General features: G+C 68.6%; 22 protein-coding genes. 19 read left to right on the top strand and 3 right to left on the bottom strand.

Going from position 1 to position 20,576, the window contains the following annotated elements:
* The first annotated feature begins 376 nt into the window (after positions 1-376).
* Positions 377-1,699, top strand: a complete 1,323-nt coding sequence (locus B1H29_RS13465) for an Nramp family divalent metal transporter (protein ID WP_055418114.1) — start codon at positions 377-379, stop codon at positions 1,697-1,699.
* A 20-nt stretch (positions 1,700-1,719) separates the two neighbouring features.
* Here B1H29_RS13465 and B1H29_RS13460 read toward each other — a convergent pair whose 3' ends face one another.
* On the bottom strand, positions 1,720-2,799 hold the full coding sequence (locus tag B1H29_RS13460) for an LCP family protein (protein WP_055418113.1): 1,080 nt from the start codon (positions 2,797-2,799) through the stop codon (positions 1,720-1,722).
* A gap of 248 nt (positions 2,800-3,047) precedes the next feature.
* Positions 3,048-4,760 (bottom strand): chitinase, encoded by a 1,713-nt coding sequence (locus tag B1H29_RS13455; protein WP_055418112.1) that lies wholly within the window; start codon positions 4,758-4,760, stop codon positions 3,048-3,050.
* Between the two features lie 476 nt (positions 4,761-5,236).
* Here B1H29_RS13455 and B1H29_RS13450 point away from each other — a divergent pair, with 476 nt between their 5' ends.
* The 13 genes from B1H29_RS13450 to B1H29_RS13390 all read left to right on the top strand — a co-directional run bounded on the left by B1H29_RS13450 (position 5,237) and on the right by B1H29_RS13390 (position 15,607).
* Entirely contained in the window at positions 5,237-6,142 is a 906-nt protein-coding gene (locus B1H29_RS13450; protein WP_055418944.1) for a hypothetical protein, read from the top strand.
* An 84-nt stretch (positions 6,143-6,226) separates the two neighbouring features.
* Entirely contained in the window at positions 6,227-6,934 is a 708-nt protein-coding gene (gene cpaB, locus B1H29_RS13445) for a Flp pilus assembly protein CpaB (RefSeq protein ID WP_055418111.1), read from the top strand.
* Positions 6,935-6,942: 8 nt separating this feature from the next.
* A complete protein-coding gene (locus B1H29_RS13440; RefSeq protein ID WP_055418110.1) occupies positions 6,943-8,199 on the top strand; it encodes an AAA family ATPase in 1,257 nt (418 codons plus the stop codon).
* The gene (locus B1H29_RS13435; protein ID WP_055418109.1) at positions 8,196-8,606 is read left to right on the top strand and encodes a TadE/TadG family type IV pilus assembly protein; all 411 of its coding nucleotides are present in this window, start codon (positions 8,196-8,198) and stop codon (positions 8,604-8,606) included. The genes B1H29_RS13440 and B1H29_RS13435 overlap by 4 nt, the downstream gene beginning before the upstream one ends.
* Positions 8,607-8,883: 277 nt before the next feature.
* On the top strand, positions 8,884-9,204 hold the full coding sequence (locus tag B1H29_RS13430; RefSeq protein WP_055418108.1) for a TadE/TadG family type IV pilus assembly protein: 321 nt from the start codon (positions 8,884-8,886) through the stop codon (positions 9,202-9,204).
* Between the two features lie 18 nt (positions 9,205-9,222).
* On the top strand, positions 9,223-10,560 hold the full coding sequence (locus tag B1H29_RS13425) for a CpaF family protein (RefSeq protein WP_055418107.1): 1,338 nt from the start codon (positions 9,223-9,225) through the stop codon (positions 10,558-10,560).
* A 132-nt stretch (positions 10,561-10,692) separates the two neighbouring features.
* Positions 10,693-11,637, top strand: coding sequence for a type II secretion system F family protein (locus B1H29_RS13420; RefSeq protein ID WP_055418106.1), 945 nt, complete (start codon positions 10,693-10,695; stop codon positions 11,635-11,637).
* Positions 11,638-11,651: 14 nt separating this feature from the next.
* Positions 11,652-12,554 (top strand): DUF5936 domain-containing protein, encoded by a 903-nt coding sequence (locus tag B1H29_RS13415; protein ID WP_079160204.1) that lies wholly within the window; start codon positions 11,652-11,654, stop codon positions 12,552-12,554.
* Positions 12,555-12,998: 444 nt separating this feature from the next.
* Positions 12,999-13,199 (top strand): Flp family type IVb pilin, encoded by a 201-nt coding sequence (locus B1H29_RS13410; protein WP_055418105.1) that lies wholly within the window; start codon positions 12,999-13,001, stop codon positions 13,197-13,199.
* Positions 13,196-13,786, top strand: coding sequence for a pilus assembly protein TadG-related protein (locus B1H29_RS13405; protein WP_055418104.1), 591 nt, complete (start codon positions 13,196-13,198; stop codon positions 13,784-13,786). The genes B1H29_RS13410 and B1H29_RS13405 overlap by 4 nt, the downstream gene beginning before the upstream one ends.
* Positions 13,787-13,819: 33 nt before the next feature.
* A complete protein-coding gene (locus B1H29_RS13400; RefSeq protein WP_055418103.1) occupies positions 13,820-14,395 on the top strand; it encodes a hypothetical protein in 576 nt (191 codons plus the stop codon).
* A gap of 8 nt (positions 14,396-14,403) precedes the next feature.
* Positions 14,404-15,033, top strand: a complete 630-nt coding sequence (locus B1H29_RS13395; protein WP_055418942.1) for an OmpA family protein — start codon at positions 14,404-14,406, stop codon at positions 15,031-15,033.
* Between the two features lie 76 nt (positions 15,034-15,109).
* Complete coding sequence (locus B1H29_RS13390) at positions 15,110-15,607, top strand: hypothetical protein (protein ID WP_055418102.1); 498 nt, start codon at positions 15,110-15,112, stop codon at positions 15,605-15,607.
* A 280-nt stretch (positions 15,608-15,887) separates the two neighbouring features.
* Here the strand turns inward: B1H29_RS13390 and B1H29_RS13385 are convergent, their stop codons facing one another.
* Entirely contained in the window at positions 15,888-16,262 is a 375-nt protein-coding gene (locus B1H29_RS13385; protein WP_055418101.1) for a DUF192 domain-containing protein, read from the bottom strand.
* A 141-nt stretch (positions 16,263-16,403) separates the two neighbouring features.
* Between B1H29_RS13385 and B1H29_RS13380 the strand changes: the two genes are divergently transcribed.
* The 5 genes from B1H29_RS13380 (at position 16,404) to B1H29_RS38095 (ending at position 20,567) form a co-directional block, all read left to right on the top strand.
* Entirely contained in the window at positions 16,404-17,063 is a 660-nt protein-coding gene (locus B1H29_RS13380; protein WP_055418100.1) for a hypothetical protein, read from the top strand.
* Positions 17,051-18,082 carry a hypothetical protein gene (locus B1H29_RS13375; protein ID WP_055418099.1) on the top strand — a complete coding sequence of 344 codons (1,032 nt, stop codon included), beginning with the start codon at positions 17,051-17,053 and terminating at the stop codon, positions 18,080-18,082. The genes B1H29_RS13380 and B1H29_RS13375 overlap by 13 nt, the downstream gene beginning before the upstream one ends.
* A gap of 128 nt (positions 18,083-18,210) precedes the next feature.
* Positions 18,211-18,528: a hypothetical protein gene (locus B1H29_RS13370; protein WP_055418098.1), complete on the top strand. Its 318-nt coding sequence runs from the start codon at positions 18,211-18,213 to the stop codon at positions 18,526-18,528.
* The gene (locus tag B1H29_RS13365) at positions 18,525-19,889 is read left to right on the top strand and encodes a hypothetical protein (protein ID WP_055418097.1); all 1,365 of its coding nucleotides are present in this window, start codon (positions 18,525-18,527) and stop codon (positions 19,887-19,889) included. Before B1H29_RS13370 ends, B1H29_RS13365 begins: the two co-directional genes overlap by 4 nt.
* A gap of 84 nt (positions 19,890-19,973) precedes the next feature.
* Positions 19,974-20,567, top strand: a complete 594-nt coding sequence (locus B1H29_RS38095; RefSeq protein WP_159027817.1) for a hypothetical protein — start codon at positions 19,974-19,976, stop codon at positions 20,565-20,567.
* The last annotated feature ends 9 nt before the right edge of the window (positions 20,568-20,576 follow it).

Raw genomic sequence — 20,576 nt, 5'->3', positions numbered from 1 at the left:
GAGGCGGACGGCGACGAGAAGGACGGCGACGCGCCGGAGGACACGAGCCGCGAGGCGTCGGACGAGAACGACGGCGAGGCGCCGGACGGCAAGGACCGCGACGCGCCGGGCGAGAACGACGGCGAGGCGCCGGACGGCAAGGACCGCGACGCGCCGGGCGAGAACGACGGCGAGGCGCCGGACGGCAAGGACCGCGACGCATCGGACGGCAAGGACCGCGACGCGCCCGACGGCAAGGACCGCGACGCGCCCGGCGGGAAGAACGGCGGGAGCGCCGAGCCCGACGGGGCCCGGACCCCCGCCGAGTAGGCACATCGCGTGAAGATCCCCGCACGCCCTCTTGTCCCACCGGCCGCCATGGGCTTGGTTGGCCCGCATGGCGGACACCACGGACAACACCAGTGACACCGGGGCACCACGGGACAGCGACTCGGCACCCCGTAAATCCAGTTGGCGCTACATCGGCCCCGGCATCGTCGTCGCGGCGACCGGGGTCGGCGCCGGCGACCTCGTCGCCACCCTGATCGCGGGCAGCAACTTCGGCTACACCCTGCTGTGGGCGGCGGTCCTCGGCTGCCTGGTCAAGATCTCCCTCGCCGAGGCGGCGGGCCGCTGGCACCTGTCCACCGGCCGCACCCTCTTCGACGGCTGGGCCAGCCTCGGCCGCTGGACCACGTACTTCTTCGCGGTCTACGTCGTGATCTGGGGCTTCTCCTACGGCGCGGCGGCGATGTCGTCCAGTGCCCTGCCGCTGCAGGCCCTGTTCCCCGGCGTGATGGACCTCGAATGGTGGGGCGTGGCCTGCGGCGTGGTCGGCCTGGTCTTCGTCTGGTTCAACAAGTACGCCGTCTTCGAGAAGGTCATGACGGTCATGGTGGGCGTCATGTTCGTGGTGACGGTCTACCTCGCGATCCGGGTGGTCCCCAACCTGGGGGACGCCTTCGCCGGCCTCCTCCCCGTCATCCCGGACGGCGAGGACTCCGTCCTCAACACCCTCGGCCTGATCGGCGGCGTCGGCGGCACCATCACGCTCGCCGCGTACGGCTACTGGGTCAACGCCAAGGGCTGGTCCAACACCGGCTGGATGAAGGTCATGCGGCTGGACAACCGGGTCGCCTACATCACGACCGGTGTCTTCGTCGTCGCCATGCTCTTCGTCGGTGCGGAGCTGCTGCACGCCGCGAACATCGCGCTCTCGGGCGGCGGGAAGGGACTGGTGCAACTCGGCGACATCCTGGAGGACGAGTACGGCACGGCGACGGCCAAGTTCTTCCTGATCGGCTTCTTCGCCACGTCCTTCACCTCACTCATCGGCGTGTGGCACGGAGTGAGCCTGATGTTCGCGGACTTCGTGAGCCGGCAGCGCGACAAGACCGCGGGCAGGGCCAGGGAGGTCGCCACCGGCGAGCACGAGCGCTCCTGGCCCTTCCGCGCCTACCTGCTGTGGCTGACCTTCCCGCCCATCGCCCTGCTCTTCCAGGGCGAGCCCTTCCGCCTGGTCATCATCTACGGCGTCCTGGGCGCGGCCTTCATGCCCTTCCTCGCCCTGACCCTGATCTGGCTCCTCAACTCCTCCCGCACTCCGCGCGAGTGGCGCAACGGCTGGCTGAGCAACACGATGCTCGCGGTCGCGGGACTGCTGTTCCTGGTGCTGTGCGTGAAGGAGGTCTGGGACCAGCCGTGGGCGGAGTTCTTCTGACCCGCCGCGGGCCGGCCCGGTCAGCCGCCGGAGGCCGGTGACTTCTTCGCCGACTCGGGGATCTCCCCGTCCTCCTTGATGGCCTTCCACAGCGCGGAGGCCCGCGGTTCCACGGCGACGACACGGGCCGGTTCGAGCTTGTCGTACTCGACCGGGAGCATGAGCGTCTCCATGGTGTCCGGGTTGACGCCCTGCATGCTGCGGCCGAACTCGGCCAGCGAGGTGAGCGAGGAGATCGCGGAGTCGGTGGTGAGCGACTTGGTCGCCGCGTTGGCGATCTTGTAGGCCTTGGTGGGGCTGCCGAGGAGGTCCTGCTTCCGCACCTCCGCGAGGAGCGCGAGCATGAACTGCTGCTGGAGGCCGATCCGTCCGAGGTCGCTTCCGTCGCCGACGCCGTGCCGGGTGCGGACGAAGGCCAGGGACTCCCGGCCGTTGAGCCTGTGCGAGCCGACCGACAGGTCGAGGCCGGTCTTCGAGTCCTTGATCGGCTGGTCCACCTCGACGGTCACCCCGCCGATCGCGTCCACCAGACTCGCGAAACCGGCGAAGTCGACCTCTATGTAGTGGTCGATGCGGACACCGGACATGTGCTCCACGGTCTTCAGCACACAGGCCGGCCCACCGGTCGGGTAGAGCGAGTTGAACATCACCCGCTCCTTGGCGGGAAGCGTGCTTCCGTCCTTCGCCGGGCACTCGGGCCGGGTCACCAGGGTGTCGCGGGGGATGCTGACCGACACGGCCTTGCTCCGGCCCTCCGGTATGTGCACCACCATCGTGGTGTCCGCCAGACCGCTGCTGTCGCCGCCGGCCAGGTCCGCGTTCTCGCCGGAACGGGTGTCGGAACCGAGGATCAGCAGGTTCTGTCCGCTGGTGGGCAGCTTTTCCGGACGGTCGTCGCCGAGGGCCTTGTCGAGGTCGATACCGTTGCCGAGGTTCGAGTTCAGGCGGTCGTACAGCCACCAGCCGGTGCCACCGGTGACGAGCACCACCGCCAGGAGGGTCCAGCCGATGGCGCGGCGGACGCGCTGACCGCGGGTGCGTACCTTGCGACCGCGGCGTCTGGACGGGCGGTCGGTGGGTATCGCGGTATCGGTGCTCATGCTGCTCAAACTCTCCTGGCATCGGCGAGACGAGGTGGACATCCGAGCTGCGGTGTCCTCGATACCGTCAGGGAGGTGGCATCCATGGCACTGATCAGTCGGCTGAACGAGCACTATAGACCGAACAGGCGCTCGAGGCCTGGACTTGTCGTACTTTCTGCCCGTTCCGGGCGGAACGGGTCGGCCGCTCACGCGAAGCGCCCGGCTGGGGAACCCCGGCCGGGCGCCGCGCGCAACCGCGTCGGAAGCTACGGCAGGGCGTGCACGTGGGCACCCACCGCGTTCGACCAGGCGTTGCCGGCCGTGGCGTCCCAGTTGGTGGACCAGGTCATCGCGCCCCGCAGGCCGGGGTACGTCCTGGACGGCTTGAAGGTGCCGCAGTTCGTCCCCTTGGTCAGGCAGTCCAGGGCGTTGTTCACCACGGACGGGGAGACGTAGCCGCCGCCCGCCGCCCGGGTGGAGGCCGGCAGACCCAGGCCGACCTGGGACGGGTCGAGGCCGTTCTCCAACTGGATGCAGGCCAGGGCGGTGAGGAAGTCGACCGTGCCCTGCGCGTACACCTTGCCGTCGCAGCCCAGCATCGTGCCGCTGTTGTAGTACTGCATGTTGACGACGGTGAGGATGTCCTTCACGTTCAGCGCCGTGCGGAAGTACGAACCCGACGTCGACTGCATGTCGATCGTCTGCGGCGCCATCGTGAGGATCATGTCCGGACCCGCCTTCGCCGACAGGGCGCGCAGGGCCTGCGTCATGTAGGTCGCGTTGAGACCGTTCTCCAGGTCGATGTCGACGCCGTCGAAGCCGTACTCCTGCATGACCGAGTAGACGGAGTCGGCGAAGTTCGTCGCGGAGGCCGAGTCGTTCACCGAGACGGTGCCCTTCTCGCCGCCCACCGAGATGATGACCTTCTTCCCGGCGGCCTGCTTGGCCCGGACGTCCGCCTTGAACCGGTCGACCGTGTAGCCGTCGAGGCCGGCCGTGTCGAGGTTGAAGTCCACCGCGCCCGGCGTGCCGGTCGCGTCCGCGAAGGCCACCGCGATGATGTCGTACTGGGAGGAGACGTCCGAGATCCTCTGGACCGCCGCGCCGTTGTCGAAGTTCTGCCAGTAGCCGGTCACCGCGTGCTCGGGCAGATCGCCGCCGCCCCCGCCGTCGTCCTTCTCCGCCGTGCGGGCCGTCACCGCCGCCGACTTCGCCGACTCGCCGGCCGCGTTGGTCGCCGTGACCCGGAAGGAGTACGACGTGGCGGCCGCGAGGCCGGTCACCGTCGCCGACGTGCCGGTCACCGCCGTCACCTTCGTGCCGTCGCGGTAGACGTTGTACCCGGTGGCGCCCGACACCGCGCTCCAGGCCAGCGACGCCGACGAGGACGTCGTACCGGAGACGCCCAGGCCGGCCGGGGCCGACGGGACCGTGGGCTCGGGCCCGCCGTCGTCGCCGCCGCCCCCGTCCGGGCCGAAGACGGACAGGTCGTCGGCGTAGTAGGCCGACTGCCCGTACCAGCCGTGCGTGTACACGGTCACCGAGGTCGTCGAGGAGCCCGTCGTGAACGTCGTCGACAGTTGCTTCCAGGAGCCCGAGTCCGGCGTCCAGGTCGACACGTCCGTCGTCCCCGTGCCCGTCACGCCCAGATAGGAGTACCCGCCCCGCACCCAGGCGCTCAGCTTGTACGTGGAGCCGGGCTCGACCTTCACCGTCTGGGCGCACCGGGCGTTGTCCTGCCCGCTCGGCGTCGCCTTGAGCGCGGCGGAGCCGGCGTGTACCGGGGAGGAGACGGTCGTACCGCTGTTCGCGGAACAGGTCCAGTTGCTCAGGCCGGCCTCGAAGCCGGCGTTCTTCGCGTTGTTGACGTCGGCGGCGGACGCCTGGCCGACCGCCGTGACCGAGAGGGCGAGAGCGGCGGTGACGGCCGACGCCCAGAACTTCGTCCGCCTGCCGAACCGTCTGTGCACGGGCTCCATTGAGGCCTCCGGTGGGGGAGTGGGGGCATTGAGGTACAAGGTGGTCCAGACCAATTGAGAGTGTCAAGAGGTAGGTCCGGACCAAGTTCGCCCTCGGGTGCCGGACTTGGCGCGCGCCCAGGCGGCGGGTCGCCGGTCGGGGTGTCGGCCGGCTGTCGGCCGGGGCGCCGGTCGGCTGTCGGTAGGGGTGTCGGTCGGATGCCGGTAGTGGTGTCGGTCGGCTGCCGGTGGGCCGTCCCTCGCTCGGTCGCCGACGGGAAATGCTCAACCTGCCCCGTTTTGCCGCACCTTGTGCAACGCGAGTTGTCCCAGAGCTACAGAAAGGCTGTTCTCCGGCCACAGACGCGTGGATACAGTGCTCAGGTAGTCACGCAGTGAAGTCATCCGGGTGTGCCGGAGTAACACCGGCGCACCGACGGGCATGGGGAGACGGGGAGCCGCGCGTGCCAACTGCCATTGCCGTGACCAGTGCCGACATGGCACTGCCGCCGCAGGACGAACGGACGCTGCCCGCGGTCGTGCTCCAGGACGTCGACCAACGTCCCCTGGAGCACGCGCTGGCCGAGCTGCAGTCGCTGATCGACCAGCACGGGCACGTGATCGTGGTGTGCTCGCAGGCCGCCCCGGCGAGCGTGGAACGCCGGCTGCACACCGTCCGCGCCCTCCTGGAGACCGACCGCATCGCCCTGTTCCGTCCACCGCTGCCCCCGCTCGGGCTCGCCGTACTCGCCCGGCAGTTGCGGCAGCTCGCCTCCTGCGACCTCAGCCCCGGCGTCCTCGCCTCGGCCGGCCGGCTGCTCACCCACTACATCCACGCCGGCGCGCTGCTCGGCTCCGTCGCCCGGCTCGATCACGTCCCCGTCGGCCTGAAATCGCACGCCAGGTCATGGATGCCGGGCAGCCAGTTCGGCGTCGTGGCCCACCCCGTACCGCAACTCGTGCGGATCGGCCCCGAAGCCGCCCTCGACGGACCCGAGTTCGGTACCTGGCTGCTGGTCGCCAGGGGCCAGCTCCCGGCCGACTGGGTCGCCGGCACCCTCGCCCCGTCCTGGCGGGTGCAGGGACTGCGCGAGACGCCCCTGCCCGCCGAGTCCCCCGGCTGGTGGGGGACCGGGCGGCTGACCGAGTTCTGCGCCTACCTGCCCGACCTCTCGGTCCTCTACCAACTGGTCACGTCGGTGCGGCAGAGCACCTGCCACTGGTGCGGCATCGACGTCATCGGCGACCGGTGCGTGTTCTGCTCCGCGACGCCGCCGGTGTACGACACCGGCAAGGACACCCGCGGCGACGCCGCTGAGGGCCACCGCGGCGTCAGAGCGCTCGGTCACCGCCGCGACCCCGCCCTCGGTCACCGCCGGGAGAGACGAGCCCTCACCCGGTAGGCCCGCACCACGCCGCTCCCGTCGCTCAGCCCGCCCGCCATCCGATCCGGTTCGACCGATTCCCCCAATGAGGTTGCACGGCTCATGAACTCCCGTCAGCGCCGCGGCATCATCCTGCTGATCCTGTCGGTCTTCTGCGCCCTCGGCGCGTTCGCCGGCGTGCTGTCCGTCATCGACGACGTGAAGTCCAAGGTCGGACCCGAGGTCACCGCCTACCGGCTCAAGACCGACGTGGAGCCCTACACGCCCCTGGGCGCCGGGCAGTTCGAGAAGATCGAGATGCCCGAGCGCTGGCTCTCGGAGAACGCCGTCACCGACCTCGGCCAGGTCCGCGGCAAGATCGCCGTGACGACGCTGAAGGAGGGCTCGTTGCTGCAGAGCGACATGATCGTCGACCAGCCCGCCCTGCGGCCCGGGCAGCAGGAGGTCGCCATCATGATCGACGCGGCGACCGGCGTCGCCGGCAAGATCACACCGGGCTCCACCGTCAACGTCTACGCCACCTTCGAGGGACAGCGTGAGGGCGACCCCGCCCAATCCAAGATCATCGTGACGAACGCCAAGGTCATCGACGTCGGCGACCTCACCTCGCTGCAGCCAGACGAGAACAGCCGCGACCGGGAACCCACCGACGCCGTGCCCATCACCTTCGCACTGTCCACCATCGACGCCCAGCGCATCACCTACGCCGAGTCGTTCGCCCAGCGGGTCCGGCTCGCGCTGGTGGCGCCCGGCGGCGACACCACGGTTCCCGACAAGGACCGGACGTACGAACTCGCGAAGGACAAGTGAGAGCCCGTATGCCCACGAGGATCCTCCCGGCAGTCGGCGACGCGGACGCCGTACGGTCCATCACGACCCTGCTCAGCCAGCTCCCGGACGCCGAACCGATGGCCCCGGTGACCGACTCCACCCAGCTCGTCGACACCCTCGCCCGGCTGGCCGCCGAGTCCGTCGACGAACTGCCCGAGGTCGTCGTCGTCCACGAGCGCATCGGCCCGGTCCCCGCGCTGGAACTGATCCGCGAGGTCGCCCTCCGCTTCCCGGCCGTCGGCGTCATCCTCGTCACCTCCGACCCGGGTCCCGGCCTCTTCCAGGCCGCCATGGACTACGGCGCCCGCGGCCTGGTCGCCCTGCCGCTGGGCTACGAGGAACTGGCCAGCCGCGTCCAGGCGGTGGCCCAGTGGTCGGTGGGCGTACGCCGGCACCTCGGCAGCGGCGTCGAAGTGTTCACCGGCGCCGGCGGCACGGTCGTCACGGTCAGCGGTGCCAAGGGCGGTGTCGGCACCACCCTGACGGCGATCCAGTTGGCCCTCGCCGCCCAGGCGTCGGGCCGCCCGACCGCCCTGGTCGACATGGACCTCCAGGCCGGCGACGTCGCCTCCTACCTGGACGTCCAGTTCCGCCGCTCCGTCGTCGACCTGGCCGCCATCACGGACATCTCCCCGCGCGTCCTGGCCGACGCCGTCTTCCGCCACGACACCGGCCTCGCCCTGTTGCTCGCCCCCGGCGAGGGCGAACGCGGCGAGGAGGTCACCGACCGTGCCACCCGCCAGATCGTCAGCGCCCTGCGCTCCCGCTACGAGGTCGTCGTCCTCGACTGCGGTGCCCAGCTCGGCGGCGCCGGCGCCGCGGCCGTGGAGATGGCCGACGCGGCGCTGCTGGTCACCACCCCGGACGTGGTCGCCGTACGGGGCGCCAAGCGGGCGGTGCGGATGTGGGACCGGTTGCAGATCCGCAAGGCGGAGGAGACCACCGTGGTGGTCAACCGGCACACGCGCGCCACGGAGATCCAGCCCCCGCTGATCCGGAAGATCACCGGCACGGCGGTCGCGAACACCACCGTCCCCGCCAACTTCAAGGAGCTCCAGGGCGCCGTGGACGCCGGCCGTGTCCACGAACTGGACAGCAGGGGCACGGTGAAGCAGGCCCTGTGGACCCTGGCGGGCGAACTGGGCCTGGCCCGGGCCGCCGAGGGGGACCACCGAAAGGGCGGCCGCTTCCGCGGCGACCGGGGGTCGGTGAGCTTCCGGCGACGGAAGGACGGTGCGGGATGAGTGCCTTGCGGCGCGGCTCCCGGGACGCCCGGCGCACGGGAGCGGACGCGGGCCAGGTCACCGTCGAGTTCCTCGGCATGACCCCGGTGATCATCGCGACGCTGGTGGTGCTGTGGCAGCTCGTCCTCGTGGGATACACGTACACGCTCGCGGGTAATGCTGCGGACGAGGCGGTACGGGCGGCTACGGCGGCGGACCGGGGGGCGCGGCAGGGAGCCTGCCAGGAGGCCGGCCGGGACAAGCTGTCCGGCGCGTGGGAGGGAGGCGCCGAGGTGGGCTGCGACACCGCGGGCGGCTATGTCACCGCCGACGTGCGCATCGAGGTGCCCATCCTCTTCCCGGGCACGGTCAGCTTCCCGTTCACCGTGCACGGCCACGCGGGCGCCGTGGAGGAGGAGACCGACTGAGATGCCGTACTCCGTGACCTCTGTGACCTCCGTGACTTCCGCGACCTTCGGGTACTCCGGGTGCTCCGGGTGCTCCGGGTGCTCCGGGTGCTCCGGGTACTCCGGGTACCCCGGGTATGCGTCCAGCTCGACGCGTGCGCCGGTTGCGCCGCACGCGTCGGACTCGTCGAACGCGCCAGACCGGCCGAACGCGCCAGACCGGCCGAACTCGTCGGACTCGTCGGATTCGTCGGACTCCTCGCGCTCGTCGAGCAGCCGGGCCGGAGACCGTGGCCAGGTGGCCATCGAGTACCTCGGATTCCTGCCGATCCTGATCCTCGTCGCCCTGGCAGCCGTACAACTGGGCCTGATCGCGTACACCGCCCAGCAGGCCGGTACGGCGGCCCGCGCCGGGGCCCGCAGCGCCTCGCTCCAGGAGAGCGCGGGCGAGGCGTGCGCGGCGGCGGTCAGCAGTTGGCTCGCGGACGGCACCGACTGCCCACCGTCGTACGGCGGGGACGAGGTGACGGTCACCGCCACCGTCGAGATCCCGTCGATCGTCCCGGGCTGGGAGTTCGACCCCGCCACCAGGACCGCCACCATGCCGCTGGACCACTGACCGAGGAGCCGAGGACGCATGAGCCTGCGCGCACGCATCCACTCCCCCGAGGAGCACGGCAGCCGGGGCGAGGACGGACACCTGGTCGCCTCCTACCGGGCCAAGCTCCTGGAGGAGATCGACCTCGCCGAAATGAGCTCCCTGGCGATGGCCGAGCGCCGCGCCCGCCTGGAACGGGTGCTCGGCCACATCATCAGCCGCGAGGGCCCGGTCCTGTCGACGGTCGAGCGCTCCCAGCTCATCCGCCGGGTCGTGGACGAGGCCCTCGGCCTCGGCATCCTGGAACCGCTGCTCGAGGACGCGTCCATCACGGAGATCATGGTGAACGGCCCGGACGCGATCTTCGTGGAACGCGGCGGCCGAGTCGAACAACTCCCGCTCCGCTTCGCCTCCAACGACCAACTGATGCAGACCATCGAGCGCATCGTGTCGACGGTCAACCGCCGCGTGGACGAGTCGAACCCGATGGTCGACGCCCGCCTCCCCTCCGGCGAGCGCGTCAACGTCATCATCCCGCCGCTGTCGCTGACCGGAGCCACGCTCACCATCCGCCGCTTCCCGCGCTCCTTCACCCTCCAGGAGCTGATCGGCCTCGGCTCGCTCGACGAGCACATGCTGTACCTGCTCGCCGGCCTGGTGCAGGCCCGCTTCAACATCATCGTCTCCGGCGCCACGGGCACCGGTAAGACCACCCTTCTCAACGCCCTCTCCGGCCTGATCCCGGAGACCGAACGCATCATCACCATCGAGGACTCCGCGGAACTCCAGCTCCAGCAGGCACACGTGATCCGCCTGGAGTCCCGCCCGCCGAACGTCGAGGGCCAGGGCAGGGTGACGATCCGCGACCTGGTCCGCAACTCGCTGCGCATGCGCCCCGACCGCATCGTCGTCGGCGAGGTCCGCGGCGGCGAGTCCCTGGACATGCTCCAGGCCATGTCGACGGGCCACGACGGCTCCCTCGCCACCGTCCACGCCAACAGCGCCGAAGACGCCCTGATGCGGCTCCAGACCCTGGCCTCCATGTCGGACGTGGAGATCCCGTTCGTCGCCCTGCACGACCAGATCAACAGCTCCGTCGACGTCATCGTCCAGCTCACCCGCTTCGCCGACGGCGCCCGCCGCATCACCGAGATCGCCCTGCTGGCCAGTCACGGCGGCGAACCGTACCGCCTGGCCACGGTCGCCCGCTTCAACGCCCGGCCGATGACCGCCGACGGCCGCATCTACGGCGCCTTCGAGTACCACCCCCTCCCGCGCCGCACCGCCGAGCGCCTCTACATGGCTAGCCAGCCCGTCCCGCAGGCCTTCGGCGTGGCCCACACCGCGGACCAGCTCGCCACCCGGGAGGCGAGGTAGGAAGCCGGGCAGGACCAACGGAAGCCAGGCGGAGAACGGAGCAGAACAGAACCACCCACACAAGCCAGGCAGGACCGCCCGAGATGGAAGCCAGGTAGGACCGCCCGATGGAAGCCAGGTAGGAACCGTCCCATGGAACTGGAAACGCTCGTCACGCTCACCACCGGCATCACGCTGCTGACCTGCGCCCTGGCGGTCATGGGCCTGCATTCCTACGCCGCCGGCAAGGCCCAGCGGGCGGCCCTGGTCGACCGCCTCTCCGCCACCGGCCAGCTCCCTCCCGCCGGCCGCCCGCGCCGTTTTCGCATCCTGGACCGCCGCCTGCGCCGGACGAAGCTCGGCCGCGACCTCGAACTGCGCTTGGCGGCGACCGGCCTGGACGTCACGCCCGGGGAGTTCTTCGCCTACATGCTCGCCACGGTCGCGGGCCTCTGGCTGATCGGCCAGGCCGCCCTGGCCCCGTTCTTCGGCCCCCTGGCGGGCCTGCTGGGCATCGGGGCGGCCATCCAGTTCCTCAACTGGCAACGCCAGAAACGCATCGAGAAGTTCATCAACCAACTCCCCGAACTCGCCCGCATCCTCGCCAACGCCACCCAGGCCGGCCTCGCCCTGCGCACCGCCATCGGCATGGCGGCGGAGGAGCTGGAGGCCCCCGCCGGAGAGGAACTGGGCAAGGTGGCCGCTCAGTTGGCCGTCGGCGCCTCCATGGACGACGCCCTCGGCGAACTCGCCGACCGCCTCCCCTCCCGCGAACTCGTCGTCCTGGTCACCACGCTCGTCCTGTCCAACCGCGCGGGCGGCCAGGTGGTGAGCGCCCTGCGCAACCTCACGGAGACCCTGGAGGAGCGAAAGGAGACCCGGCGCGAGGTCCGCACCCAGCTCTCCCAGGTCAGCATGACGTCGTACGCCGTCCCCGTACTCGGTGTCGGCTCGTTGTTCCTGATGGACGGGGTGAAGGACGGCGCCCTGGAACGCATGACGGGCTCCTCGGCCGGCCAGGCCGCGGTGATCATCGCCTTCACGCTCTACGCGGTCGGGTTCGTTCTCATCCGCCGCCTGTCCCGCATCGACGTCTGAGAGGGGGATCCACCATGGAACTGGGACGACTGGGACTGCTCCTGGCCCTGCTCATGGGCCTGAGCGTCTGGGGCGCCTTCGCCGGCATCCGCATGTACCGGGCCGACGCCAAACTCCCCGGCGACCTCGCCCTCGCCCTGGAGGTCGGCTCCACCCGCACCGGGGCCGTCGACTCCCTCATCGACCGCATGGGCATGCGCTACGCCCCCGCCGTACTGCGTCTGATGGGCCCGGCCCTGGTGGCCAAGTACCGCCGCAGGATCGACCTGGCCGGCAACCCCGGCGGCCTGACCATCGACCGCTACGCCGCCCGCCGCGCGGTGTACGGCTTCCTGGGCGCGGTCGGCTTCGTGGTCTTCCTCCTGCGCGGCCAGTACGTGGTGGCCCTGCTCCTCCTCGCCTTCGGCGCGTTCTGGACGGAGGTCGGCATCTGGTCGGCGATCCGGGTCCGTAAGGACGTCATCGAGCGCACGCTCCCCGACTTCCTGGACGTCCTCGCGGTCGTGGTCAGCGCCGGCCTCGGTTTCCGCCAGGCCCTGGACCGCGTGGCGATCCGCTACGAGGGCCCTTGGGCCGACGAACTGCGCATCACCCTCCGCCAGATGGACCTCGGCATGAGCCGCCGCCAGGCCTTCGCGGAGCTGCGCCGGCGCAACGACTCCGAACAGGTGGCGATGTTCGTGACGGCGCTCCAGCAGGGCGAGGAGCTGGGCGCCCCCATCGTCGACACCCTGGTCTCCCTGGCCAAGGACATGCGCCGCACGGACGCCCAGAACGCCCGCCGCAAGGCAGCGCGCGCGGTACCCAAGGCCACGATGATGATCACGACCTTCATGGTCCCGGCCACGATGATCCTCCTCGGCGCCGGCCTGATCCTGGGCTCGGGGACGGACTTCGGCACGATCACCGGCGAGTAGGGGAGGGGAGGGGCGCCATGCCGATCCAAGAGCCGGCGAAGGAGGGCGGCGTAAACGAACAGAGTGCGACTGCACACGAAGCGATGACGTCAACAAGCTCGCGCCTGAGGCATAGTCGGACCATTTCCGAGTTACATCTTTCGCACATGCAATCTGCTGTGGGAGAGTCGTTGTCTGGTACTCCCGACAGGTCGAGGTCCCAACCGAGCGCAGGGGAGGTGGAGATCGTGGACGACGCGACGTCCGGCATGACCAGCCAGCACATCGCCGCCACCCGCCCCCGCGACCACCACCACGCGGCTGCGCCCGGGGTGACCTCGGTGGACCGACTCACAGCACAAGACGGGGCCCGCGACGGGTCCCCGGGGCCCTCCGAGCCGAGGGCCCTCCCGCCGTACGTTCCGCACGACGAACGCGGCATCGTCCACCCTGGAGGGGAACACCATGACCAACTGGCTTCACACCACCGCCGCCTACCTGCACTCCCGCGCCACCGCCCGCAACGACAAGGGCCAGACGGCTGTGGAGTACCTGGGGATCATCGCGGTGGTGGTGGCGATCGTACTGGCGATCACGGGGACGGATATCGGGCAGACGATTTACAACGCGATCACGGACAAGATCACCGAAGTCACTGGCGGTTGAGGCACCTCCGCGGACACGGTGACGCAGGGCAGGCTTTCCCCATCTACATCACTGTGGTGGGGGGTCTGCTCTTTCTAGCGCTCGCATACTTTGCTGTCGGCCAGGCCGCATCGACTCGTAGCGAAGCCCAGACGGCGGCGGACGCGGCGGCACTCGCTGCAGCCTTGGAAACCCGGGATCAGCTCGCGGACCAGTGGTTGGCGAACGTATTGGAGCCAGGTTCATGGCAGGGGATCTTCGACGGTGAGGCACCGGTTCCCAGTGCATGCTGGCGCGCGCATGAGTTGGCTGCACGCAACGATGCAACGCTGAAATGCCATCCGGACGGGCTGCTGGGATACACCGTCGTGGCGGAGACCAACGAGACTGTCGGAGACACCATCGTGCCAGGCACGGAGGATCAGACGGCCACGGAATCCGCCACTGCCGTCATTGAAGCTCGCTGTTCGTTCGAATCACCCGCTGAGGAGGCCGGTGATGTGCTGCCCAAGCTCACGTGCGAGGGCGAGCAGTGGAATTTGGAACCGGACGACCTTTTGAACCTACCCAAGCCGGAGGATCTGTTCGATGTCCACCTGGCTGACTGACAAGGGAACGACGAGTAAGAAGGAAGCGGAGTCATGCGTATGGGGTTCACAGCCAAGACCCGCAGGGGACTGGTCGCCGTGCCCGTTGTCATCGGACTAGCTCTCGGCGTGGCTGGTTGCGCCGGCGGCGACGACGACAAGCCAGAGGCTACTGCGTCCTCGTCCGGAAGCGGCGAGTCCATGCCGGATGCGCATGAGGGAAAATCGGAGGCGCCACTGGCGGAGCTCAAAGGGCCTTCAGGCCTGATGCTCAAAATCACGCTCGCACAGCGGGACGCCGGAGGCTTTGTCACCGTCAGTGGTGAGCTGAAGAACGACGGCAGTAAGACGGTCACGGTGCCGGCGCAACTGAGTGGCAATGAGACCGAAATCGTTCGTAATGGCAGGTCGCTCGGCGGGGCCACGCTGGTGGATTCCAAGGGGAAGAAGCGCTACTACGTACTGCGAGACACAGATGGACGTCCGCTCACTACAGCCAATTTCTCCGCGATGAAGGCAGGCGAGTCACTGCCCGTCTTCATGCAGTTCCCTTCGCCTCCCATGAGCACGACTGAGATGACGCTTCAACTGCCGATGTTCTCGACTGCCGCCATCGAGATCTCCGGGTGAGGTTCACCATGACCCCAACCCCACGCCTAACCCTGTCCATCACCGCCGTCGCTCTCATGCTCGCCACGAACGTCTACGGCACAACCACCGCCCACGCCGACGACGACCCCAACGACCCCCCAGGCACCGAACCCAGCGCCTCCGCCCCCGTGGAAGTGGACCCCAACGACCCGGACCTCAAACTCCCGGACGGCGCCACGCTCGCCCAGGCGAAGGTGCTGGACATCAAGTCGGTCGTGGAGGAGCAGAGCGGCGACGAACGCCGTGAGGACACCAACACGAGCGTGACACTCGCGCTCCAGGCAGAGGTGCTGTTCGGAAAGGACAGCGCGAAACTCGGCGCCGAGGCGAAATCCCGGATCACGGGAATCGCGGAGGAGATCAAGACCCAGAACGCCTCCAGAGTCCGCGTCTTCGGCTTCACCGACAACCTCGGCTCCTCCGCCCACGGCGACGTACTCTCCAAGAAGCGCGCCAACGCCGTACACGACGTCCTGTCCCAGACCCTGAACGACCCGAGTGTCACATACGAGGTCCGCGGCTACGGCGAGCAGTACCCCATCTCCGACAACTCGACGGAGGCCGGCCGCAAGAAGAACCGACGGGTCGAGATCTCGTTCCCGCGCTCGGAGGGCTGACAGACCGATGCCGGGCCGAGAGGGTCACGAAGGGCAGCCGGTGCGACGACGCTCATTGCGGGGCCGCGGGAGAGCGATGGCCCTCGCGGCACTGACGCTGCTCACGGTGGCTGCGTGCGGCGGTCCGGACGAAACGGACTCGGTGCCGTCCTCGCCCCCGGAACGGCCGGCGGACTCCCGGTCGACGACGCAGTCCCACTCCGCGGGACCCGAGCCCTCCGTTTCGGCGGCGGACGGCCGGGACACCACAGCCTGCGCCGACGGCGACTGCGAGATCGCGGTGTCCGAGCCCGTGACGCTCCGCTTCGAGGGCCCGGACGGACCGGCGACGCTGTCCGTGACCGAGGTCGGCCCGAACAAGGTCGAGTACACGGTGAAGTCGGGCAACGGCCAGTCGAAGGGCGGCGCGAGCGGCCCGGGCCAGGGCTGTGTCACGGTCCTCCGGGAGAACGGCAGCGGCAACTCCTGCGGCGGCCTGTCCCGCACTCGCCCGAGCGCTCAGCCCGATGCCGTAGTGATCCAGGCGACGACCGAAGCGGACGGTACGGCACTCCTCCACATCGTGTCGCACTGACGGCGGAAAGGCCCGGGAGAAGGTCAGATGCCGCCTTCGGGTACCCACGTCCAGGCATCATCGCCGAGTTCGTCGTCGGGTTGAGCATGGCGTGTGAAGCCGGAGCGTGACGGGCCATCCACATCTCGATCCGCTTCCATGCCCGCTGTACGCGGAGGAAATCGCCGCTGCTGGTCACGCCGGGGAGCGTATCGATCGTGGTCGGTGCGCCGGACGTCACGCACGTGCCCGACGTCCGGCGAGGGAGGAGGCTGCCCAGGCGGGCGATGCCGCCTGCTCTCTACCCTTCCAGGACCTCCGTGCGTACCCCCACCCGCACTCCCCACCCGGCCATGGCCCCGGCCTCGGCCTCCAGGACATGCCGGGAACGCATCCGGGGCAGCCCCAGTCTGCCTGGCCGCATGGTGCGTACGGCGATGACCGTGAGCCGTTTGTCGAGGTATGCCACGTCGATGGGCATCCGCATCCGGAAGGTGTGCACGCTGTTGGCGGGGGACAAGAGAATCGCCCCGTCCACGAACTCCCGCCCCAGCAGCCCCTTGGTGCGGGCGCGGTAGGAGACGGCGATCTCCAGCGGAATGCGAACACTCGCGCCGTCGGTGTCTCCTCCGACGACCAGCACACCCGTCCCGTCCCGCCAACGCCGCAGTCCCATCTTGGTCCCCCTCCCGCAGCCGCCCTCCGTCCCACCGAACGTATCTGCCGCGGAGCAGACGCTTTCACCCTGGTGCCACTCCACCCCGGTGGCTACCGTTGCTTCGCTCGAGAGAAGCCCCGTCCCACCCAGGAGCCGACCGTGAACCGCCGCCGCCCCACCCTGCTCGCAGCGCTCACGCTGACCGCCGCTGCGGCCTTGACGCTGACCGCCTGCGGAGGCGGCGACAGCGCTGCAAAGGACAGCGACAAGATCGCAGGCGCTGACACAGGCGGCGAGACATCGGTCTCGTCAAGCCCTAGCGCATCGGATACCGGCGGCCGCCCGAAGATCTCATTCCCTTCTGACGCCAAGAACGTCTTCGACTACCAGAAGACAGGAAACGCGGCGAAGGACGCCGTCCTCGCGGACAGTGCACTGAGCGTCAACTCTGTCGACGAGGCCATCTTCAAGGGGAGCACTGACACCAAGGCCCTCGGCTTTTACAACACCGAGTCAGCCCTGCGCGACTCCATCACGTATGCACTTGGGTACATCAACAAAAAGAATACGTGGGTCGGTGAGACTCGGTACTTCGACCACAAGGTGAACCTCGCCGGGGCCGACCAGGCATACGTGACCTACTGCTCGGACGAGAGTAAGTCCTTCATCAAGAACAAAGAGACGGGCAAGGTCGAGAAGACGCCGACGACGGCTGACAGTTACGTCCTCTACAACACGAAGCTGGCGAGAAGCTCCAACGGCGTTTGGCAGACTACCGACATCGCGTCGAACCGGGGGAGCAAAGAATGCCAGCCGTGAAGAACAGTCTGAGGGTTACGGCCCTTGTCTCACTTGCCAGTGTTCTCGTGATCGCGGCTCCTACGGCGTTCGCGGGCGGGCGTGGTGAGGGCGGCACCCGCGGTTCGACGGATCAACGGGCCGAAGCCGGCGGTGATGGCACCGTCTCCGTGACCGTGGGCGGTGTCGTCTTCGACCGTTCGAAGAACGGCAGTGGTGACTCGGCTGGGGCATTGACATCCCCAGCATCATGGAGCCCGCCACCCTGCTGGTATGCCCCCAAATACAGCCCCGAGCAGTTGCAGGAGCATCTGGAACCGATTTGGGAAGCCGGCTCCACGGGGCACGAGTGGGACGCCAAGCAGCGGGACAAGTTCAACGCCGACGACGAGAAGACGGGCTTCAACAAGGACAAGTCCGGCAAGGGCTATTGGTGGGGCTCGTACGTCAACAGGAGCTACCCGCCCGGCTGGGACTCCTGTGACGAGGACTACTTCTGGGTGGACACGGGGGACGCCCCGCCAGCCAACGTCGAGAACGCCGTAACCCCCGAGGTCCTCGCCGAGCTCGCCTACGCGGAGATCCGCGTTCCCGGCACCGAGGTGACGCTGGCACCCGCGGAGACCACCAAGGTGAACCTTCCTACGTGGGCGTGGCTGGACGGAGCCGAGTTCAAGCCGGTCTCGGTCACCGCGTCCGTGGAGGCGATCGGTATCGAGGCGACGGCCACGGCGGAACCGGTCTCACTGAGGATCGAGCCGGGCACCGAGGACGCCGAGACGCACCCCGCATCCGGTGTGTGCGAGATCAATAATGGTCGTATCGGTGAGGCCTACGCCAAGGGCAGGGCGGAGGAGACGCCGCCCTGCGGTGTGACTTACCTGCGTTCCTCGGGCGACGGTTCATATCCGCTCCGGGCCACCGTCACCTGGCAGATCCACTGGACCGGCACGGGCGGCGCGGGCGGTGGCCTCCCCGACGGCGCGTTCGGCGCTACCCAGGACGTCGTCGTCCAGGAGATCCAGGCCGTCAACCGCTGATCGGTGACGCCAGCCCTCAGTGCGGTAAGTGATCCCCCGGAGGGGGTCAGTAGCCACCCGCACGCCACGAAAACCAGATGTGGTCGTTCCTCTCTCCGGTACAGGTGGACCGGAGAGGGGACGGACACATGGCGGAGCGGCTCGCCGTTGACGGCGATGAACTCGGGCGGTTCATGAAGTCGCTGAGGGAGTCGTCGACTTCGCTCAGGGGCGTGCGGAAGGCACTGTCGGACGCCACGATCACCGGCCTGGGCACGGACGACCTCGACTCGGCTTGCGAGACCTTCCAGGAGGACTGGAAGTACGGCTCCGAGGAAATCGGCAAGCAGACCGAGGACTTGGCCGACATCATCGGCAAGAGCAAGGACAGTTACCTCGAAGTCGACAAGGCGCTCGAGGAAGCGGTGCGGAAGTCGCGCGAGGCCGAGAGCGGCGGCAAGAAGTGACCGTCACCGCCGGAAACGACCAGTACGGCGCCGCCCTCGATCCTCGGTCCCGAGCGGACCTGGGTAAGCCGCAGGGGCTCAAGTCCGCCCCGCGTATCCCGAACCCCGGCTACCCGCATCTCGGCTTCAACCCCGTACCGGGCGACACCGACACCGTGCGGAGCCTGCGGAAGAAGCTCAGCGGTTGCGCCAAGGTCCTCCAGGAGGCCCACGACCTGGTCACCAAGCTCCTGGACGGCAGCTATTGGAAGGGCGACGCCGCGGTCGCCTTCCGCGAGCAGCTCGACGGTGGCCCACTGCCGCTGAACCTCAAGAACGCGGCGCACTCCATCCGCAAGGCGGCCAGGCAACTGGATCGCTGGGAGGGCGAACTCGACGACTTCCAGCGGCGGGCCGGGAAGCTCGAAGCGGACGCGAAGGAAGCCCAGGGCGCGGTCGACCGCGCGCAGGGCCGCGCGAGCAAGGCCGGCGACGATCCCGACCTCAAGAAGGACGGGACCGATCACGATGCCGCACAGAAGGCGTTGACGCGAGCGCACGCGGATCTGGACGACGCCCAGGCGGAACTGAAGAAGATCATCGGCAAGGCGAAGAGGCTGGCCGAAGAGCACGAGGAGAAGGCCGGGTACCGGGCGGACAAGATCCGCGACGCCACGAAGAAGCTGGTGCCGCACGAGCCGGGGTGGTTCGACGAGGTCCTGGACTGGCTGGGCGACAACTTGCCGGACATCCTCAGCTTCACGGCGGGGCTCATTGGGGTGGTGGCACTCCTCCTTTCAGGACCGCTGGGGTGGGGTATCGCGACGGTTGCGGCGCTCATGCTCACGGCTTCGGGGCTGAGCGCGACGGCGCTTGCGTTGCGGCTCAACGACCCGGAGGTGCGAGCGTCTTTGTGGGACGGCATTACCAAGGGAGAACTCGATGCTGACTTCTGGAGCAACGCCGTCTCTGTAGGAGCGGATGCCGCAGGTGCATTTCCCGGTGTTGCGGCAGTAGCTAAGGGATCCTTCGAGGCTACACGGGCGCTTCGGAGAAGCAGTCAAGTGCTTGACTTCTGGCAGAAGGCAGGCATCTATGGTTCGAAGGTCACCGGTGAGGCGAGGGCGATCACTAACCTTGGCAACTCGACGATTGCCCGAGCTGTGCACGGTTTCAGCGATCCCGATCGAGCGGCCAGAGTAATCGCCGGAGCTTCGGGCCTGACTGGTGTCGGCACAGGAGGGTTCGGGCTATACAACAAAGCCGTAGACGCAGAGGACGACGGCATCAAGGACGGCACCGTAGCCGGCGTCGACGGCTCACGCCTCATCCTCGACAGCGGTGGTCTCGTCGATATTGCACGGCACGTTTTGTGCCGCTAGGCGCGAAGGGGAGAAATTGTGAACCCTGTCGACTATGCCACCGCTTGGCAGCATCCAGCGACACGTAGGGCCTGGGTCGGTCACATGGTGATGAATCTCGTCGGATTCATCGGCTGGGCCAGTGGCTGGATCGTGCTGCTTGGAATTTCGGTGTACTCAGCCGACTGGGTCGTGTGGGTGTTCCTTCCGTACTTCCTTTATGGCCCATACCGTGCTCTGACGCAATTGCGGTACTTACCCGCAGCGGTGCGAATGCTGCGCATCCTGCACACTTATCCTTGGCAGATTCTGCGAGGTGTTCCGTACGGGCTGAGTGACCGGCCTGAGGTATTCAGCAGGCACTACGGATGGTTTGAGTTGCCGAACCCGGGTCGTCCGGGTCAGTGGTTGCCAGCCGTCTTCACCCAGCATCTTCGCTTGGAGTGGTGGTCTCGGCGTATGGCGCCTCGCGCCAAGCCGAGCCTGAAGGCGCAGATTGAAGAGATCTGGTTTGCGGGGGACGTGCGCTTCGTTGGTGTCATTGCTGCACCCACACGGAAGGGGCCGGCTCCTCGACGTTTGCATCTCATCGAGCAGCGGATGGATGTGCAGAGTGGCCAGCGGTTCAGCGATTGGGGTGCCGGTCCTGAGGACATCGAGCGCGGCCGGCAAGCGGGTGTTTACCGCGTGCAGTCCTGATTCGCTGGA

Source organism: Streptomyces pactum, assembly GCF_002005225.1.
Taxonomy (GTDB): Bacteria; Actinomycetota; Actinomycetes; order Streptomycetales; family Streptomycetaceae; genus Streptomyces; species Streptomyces pactum_A.
Note: the sequence above shows the minus strand (reverse complement) of the source record. Positions and strands in the feature narration are given on the sequence as shown.

Bases quoted from the DNA above. Each gene is read 5' to 3' on its own strand.
- B1H29_RS38095 (WP_159027817.1), top strand. From the start codon at position 19,974: ATGGTGATGAATCTCGTCGGATTCATCGGCTGGGCCAGTGGCTGGATC.
- B1H29_RS13435 (WP_055418109.1), top strand. From the start codon at position 8,196: ATGAGTGCCTTGCGGCGCGGCTCCCGGGACGCCCGGCGCACGGGAGCG.
- B1H29_RS13455 (WP_055418112.1), bottom strand. From the start codon at position 4,760: ATGGAGCCCGTGCACAGACGGTTCGGCAGGCGGACGAAGTTCTGGGCG.
- B1H29_RS13425 (WP_055418107.1), top strand. From the start codon at position 9,223: ATGAGCCTGCGCGCACGCATCCACTCCCCCGAGGAGCACGGCAGCCGG.
- B1H29_RS13375 (WP_055418099.1), top strand. From the start codon at position 17,051: ATGCCAGCCGTGAAGAACAGTCTGAGGGTTACGGCCCTTGTCTCACTT.
- B1H29_RS13390 (WP_055418102.1), top strand. From the start codon at position 15,110: ATGGCCCTCGCGGCACTGACGCTGCTCACGGTGGCTGCGTGCGGCGGT.
- B1H29_RS13370 (WP_055418098.1), top strand. From the start codon at position 18,211: ATGGCGGAGCGGCTCGCCGTTGACGGCGATGAACTCGGGCGGTTCATG.
- B1H29_RS13410 (WP_055418105.1), top strand. From the start codon at position 12,999: ATGACCAACTGGCTTCACACCACCGCCGCCTACCTGCACTCCCGCGCC.
- B1H29_RS13395 (WP_055418942.1), top strand. From the start codon at position 14,404: ATGACCCCAACCCCACGCCTAACCCTGTCCATCACCGCCGTCGCTCTC.
- B1H29_RS13385 (WP_055418101.1), bottom strand. From the start codon at position 16,262: ATGGGACTGCGGCGTTGGCGGGACGGGACGGGTGTGCTGGTCGTCGGA.
- B1H29_RS13465 (WP_055418114.1), top strand. From the start codon at position 377: ATGGCGGACACCACGGACAACACCAGTGACACCGGGGCACCACGGGAC.
- B1H29_RS13450 (WP_055418944.1), top strand. From the start codon at position 5,237: ATGGCACTGCCGCCGCAGGACGAACGGACGCTGCCCGCGGTCGTGCTC.
- B1H29_RS13415 (WP_079160204.1), top strand. From the start codon at position 11,652: ATGGAACTGGGACGACTGGGACTGCTCCTGGCCCTGCTCATGGGCCTG.
- B1H29_RS13440 (WP_055418110.1), top strand. From the start codon at position 6,943: ATGCCCACGAGGATCCTCCCGGCAGTCGGCGACGCGGACGCCGTACGG.
- B1H29_RS13400 (WP_055418103.1), top strand. From the start codon at position 13,820: ATGCGTATGGGGTTCACAGCCAAGACCCGCAGGGGACTGGTCGCCGTG.
- B1H29_RS13420 (WP_055418106.1), top strand. From the start codon at position 10,693: ATGGAACTGGAAACGCTCGTCACGCTCACCACCGGCATCACGCTGCTG.
- B1H29_RS13460 (WP_055418113.1), bottom strand. From the start codon at position 2,799: ATGAGCACCGATACCGCGATACCCACCGACCGCCCGTCCAGACGCCGC.
- cpaB (WP_055418111.1), top strand. From the start codon at position 6,227: ATGAACTCCCGTCAGCGCCGCGGCATCATCCTGCTGATCCTGTCGGTC.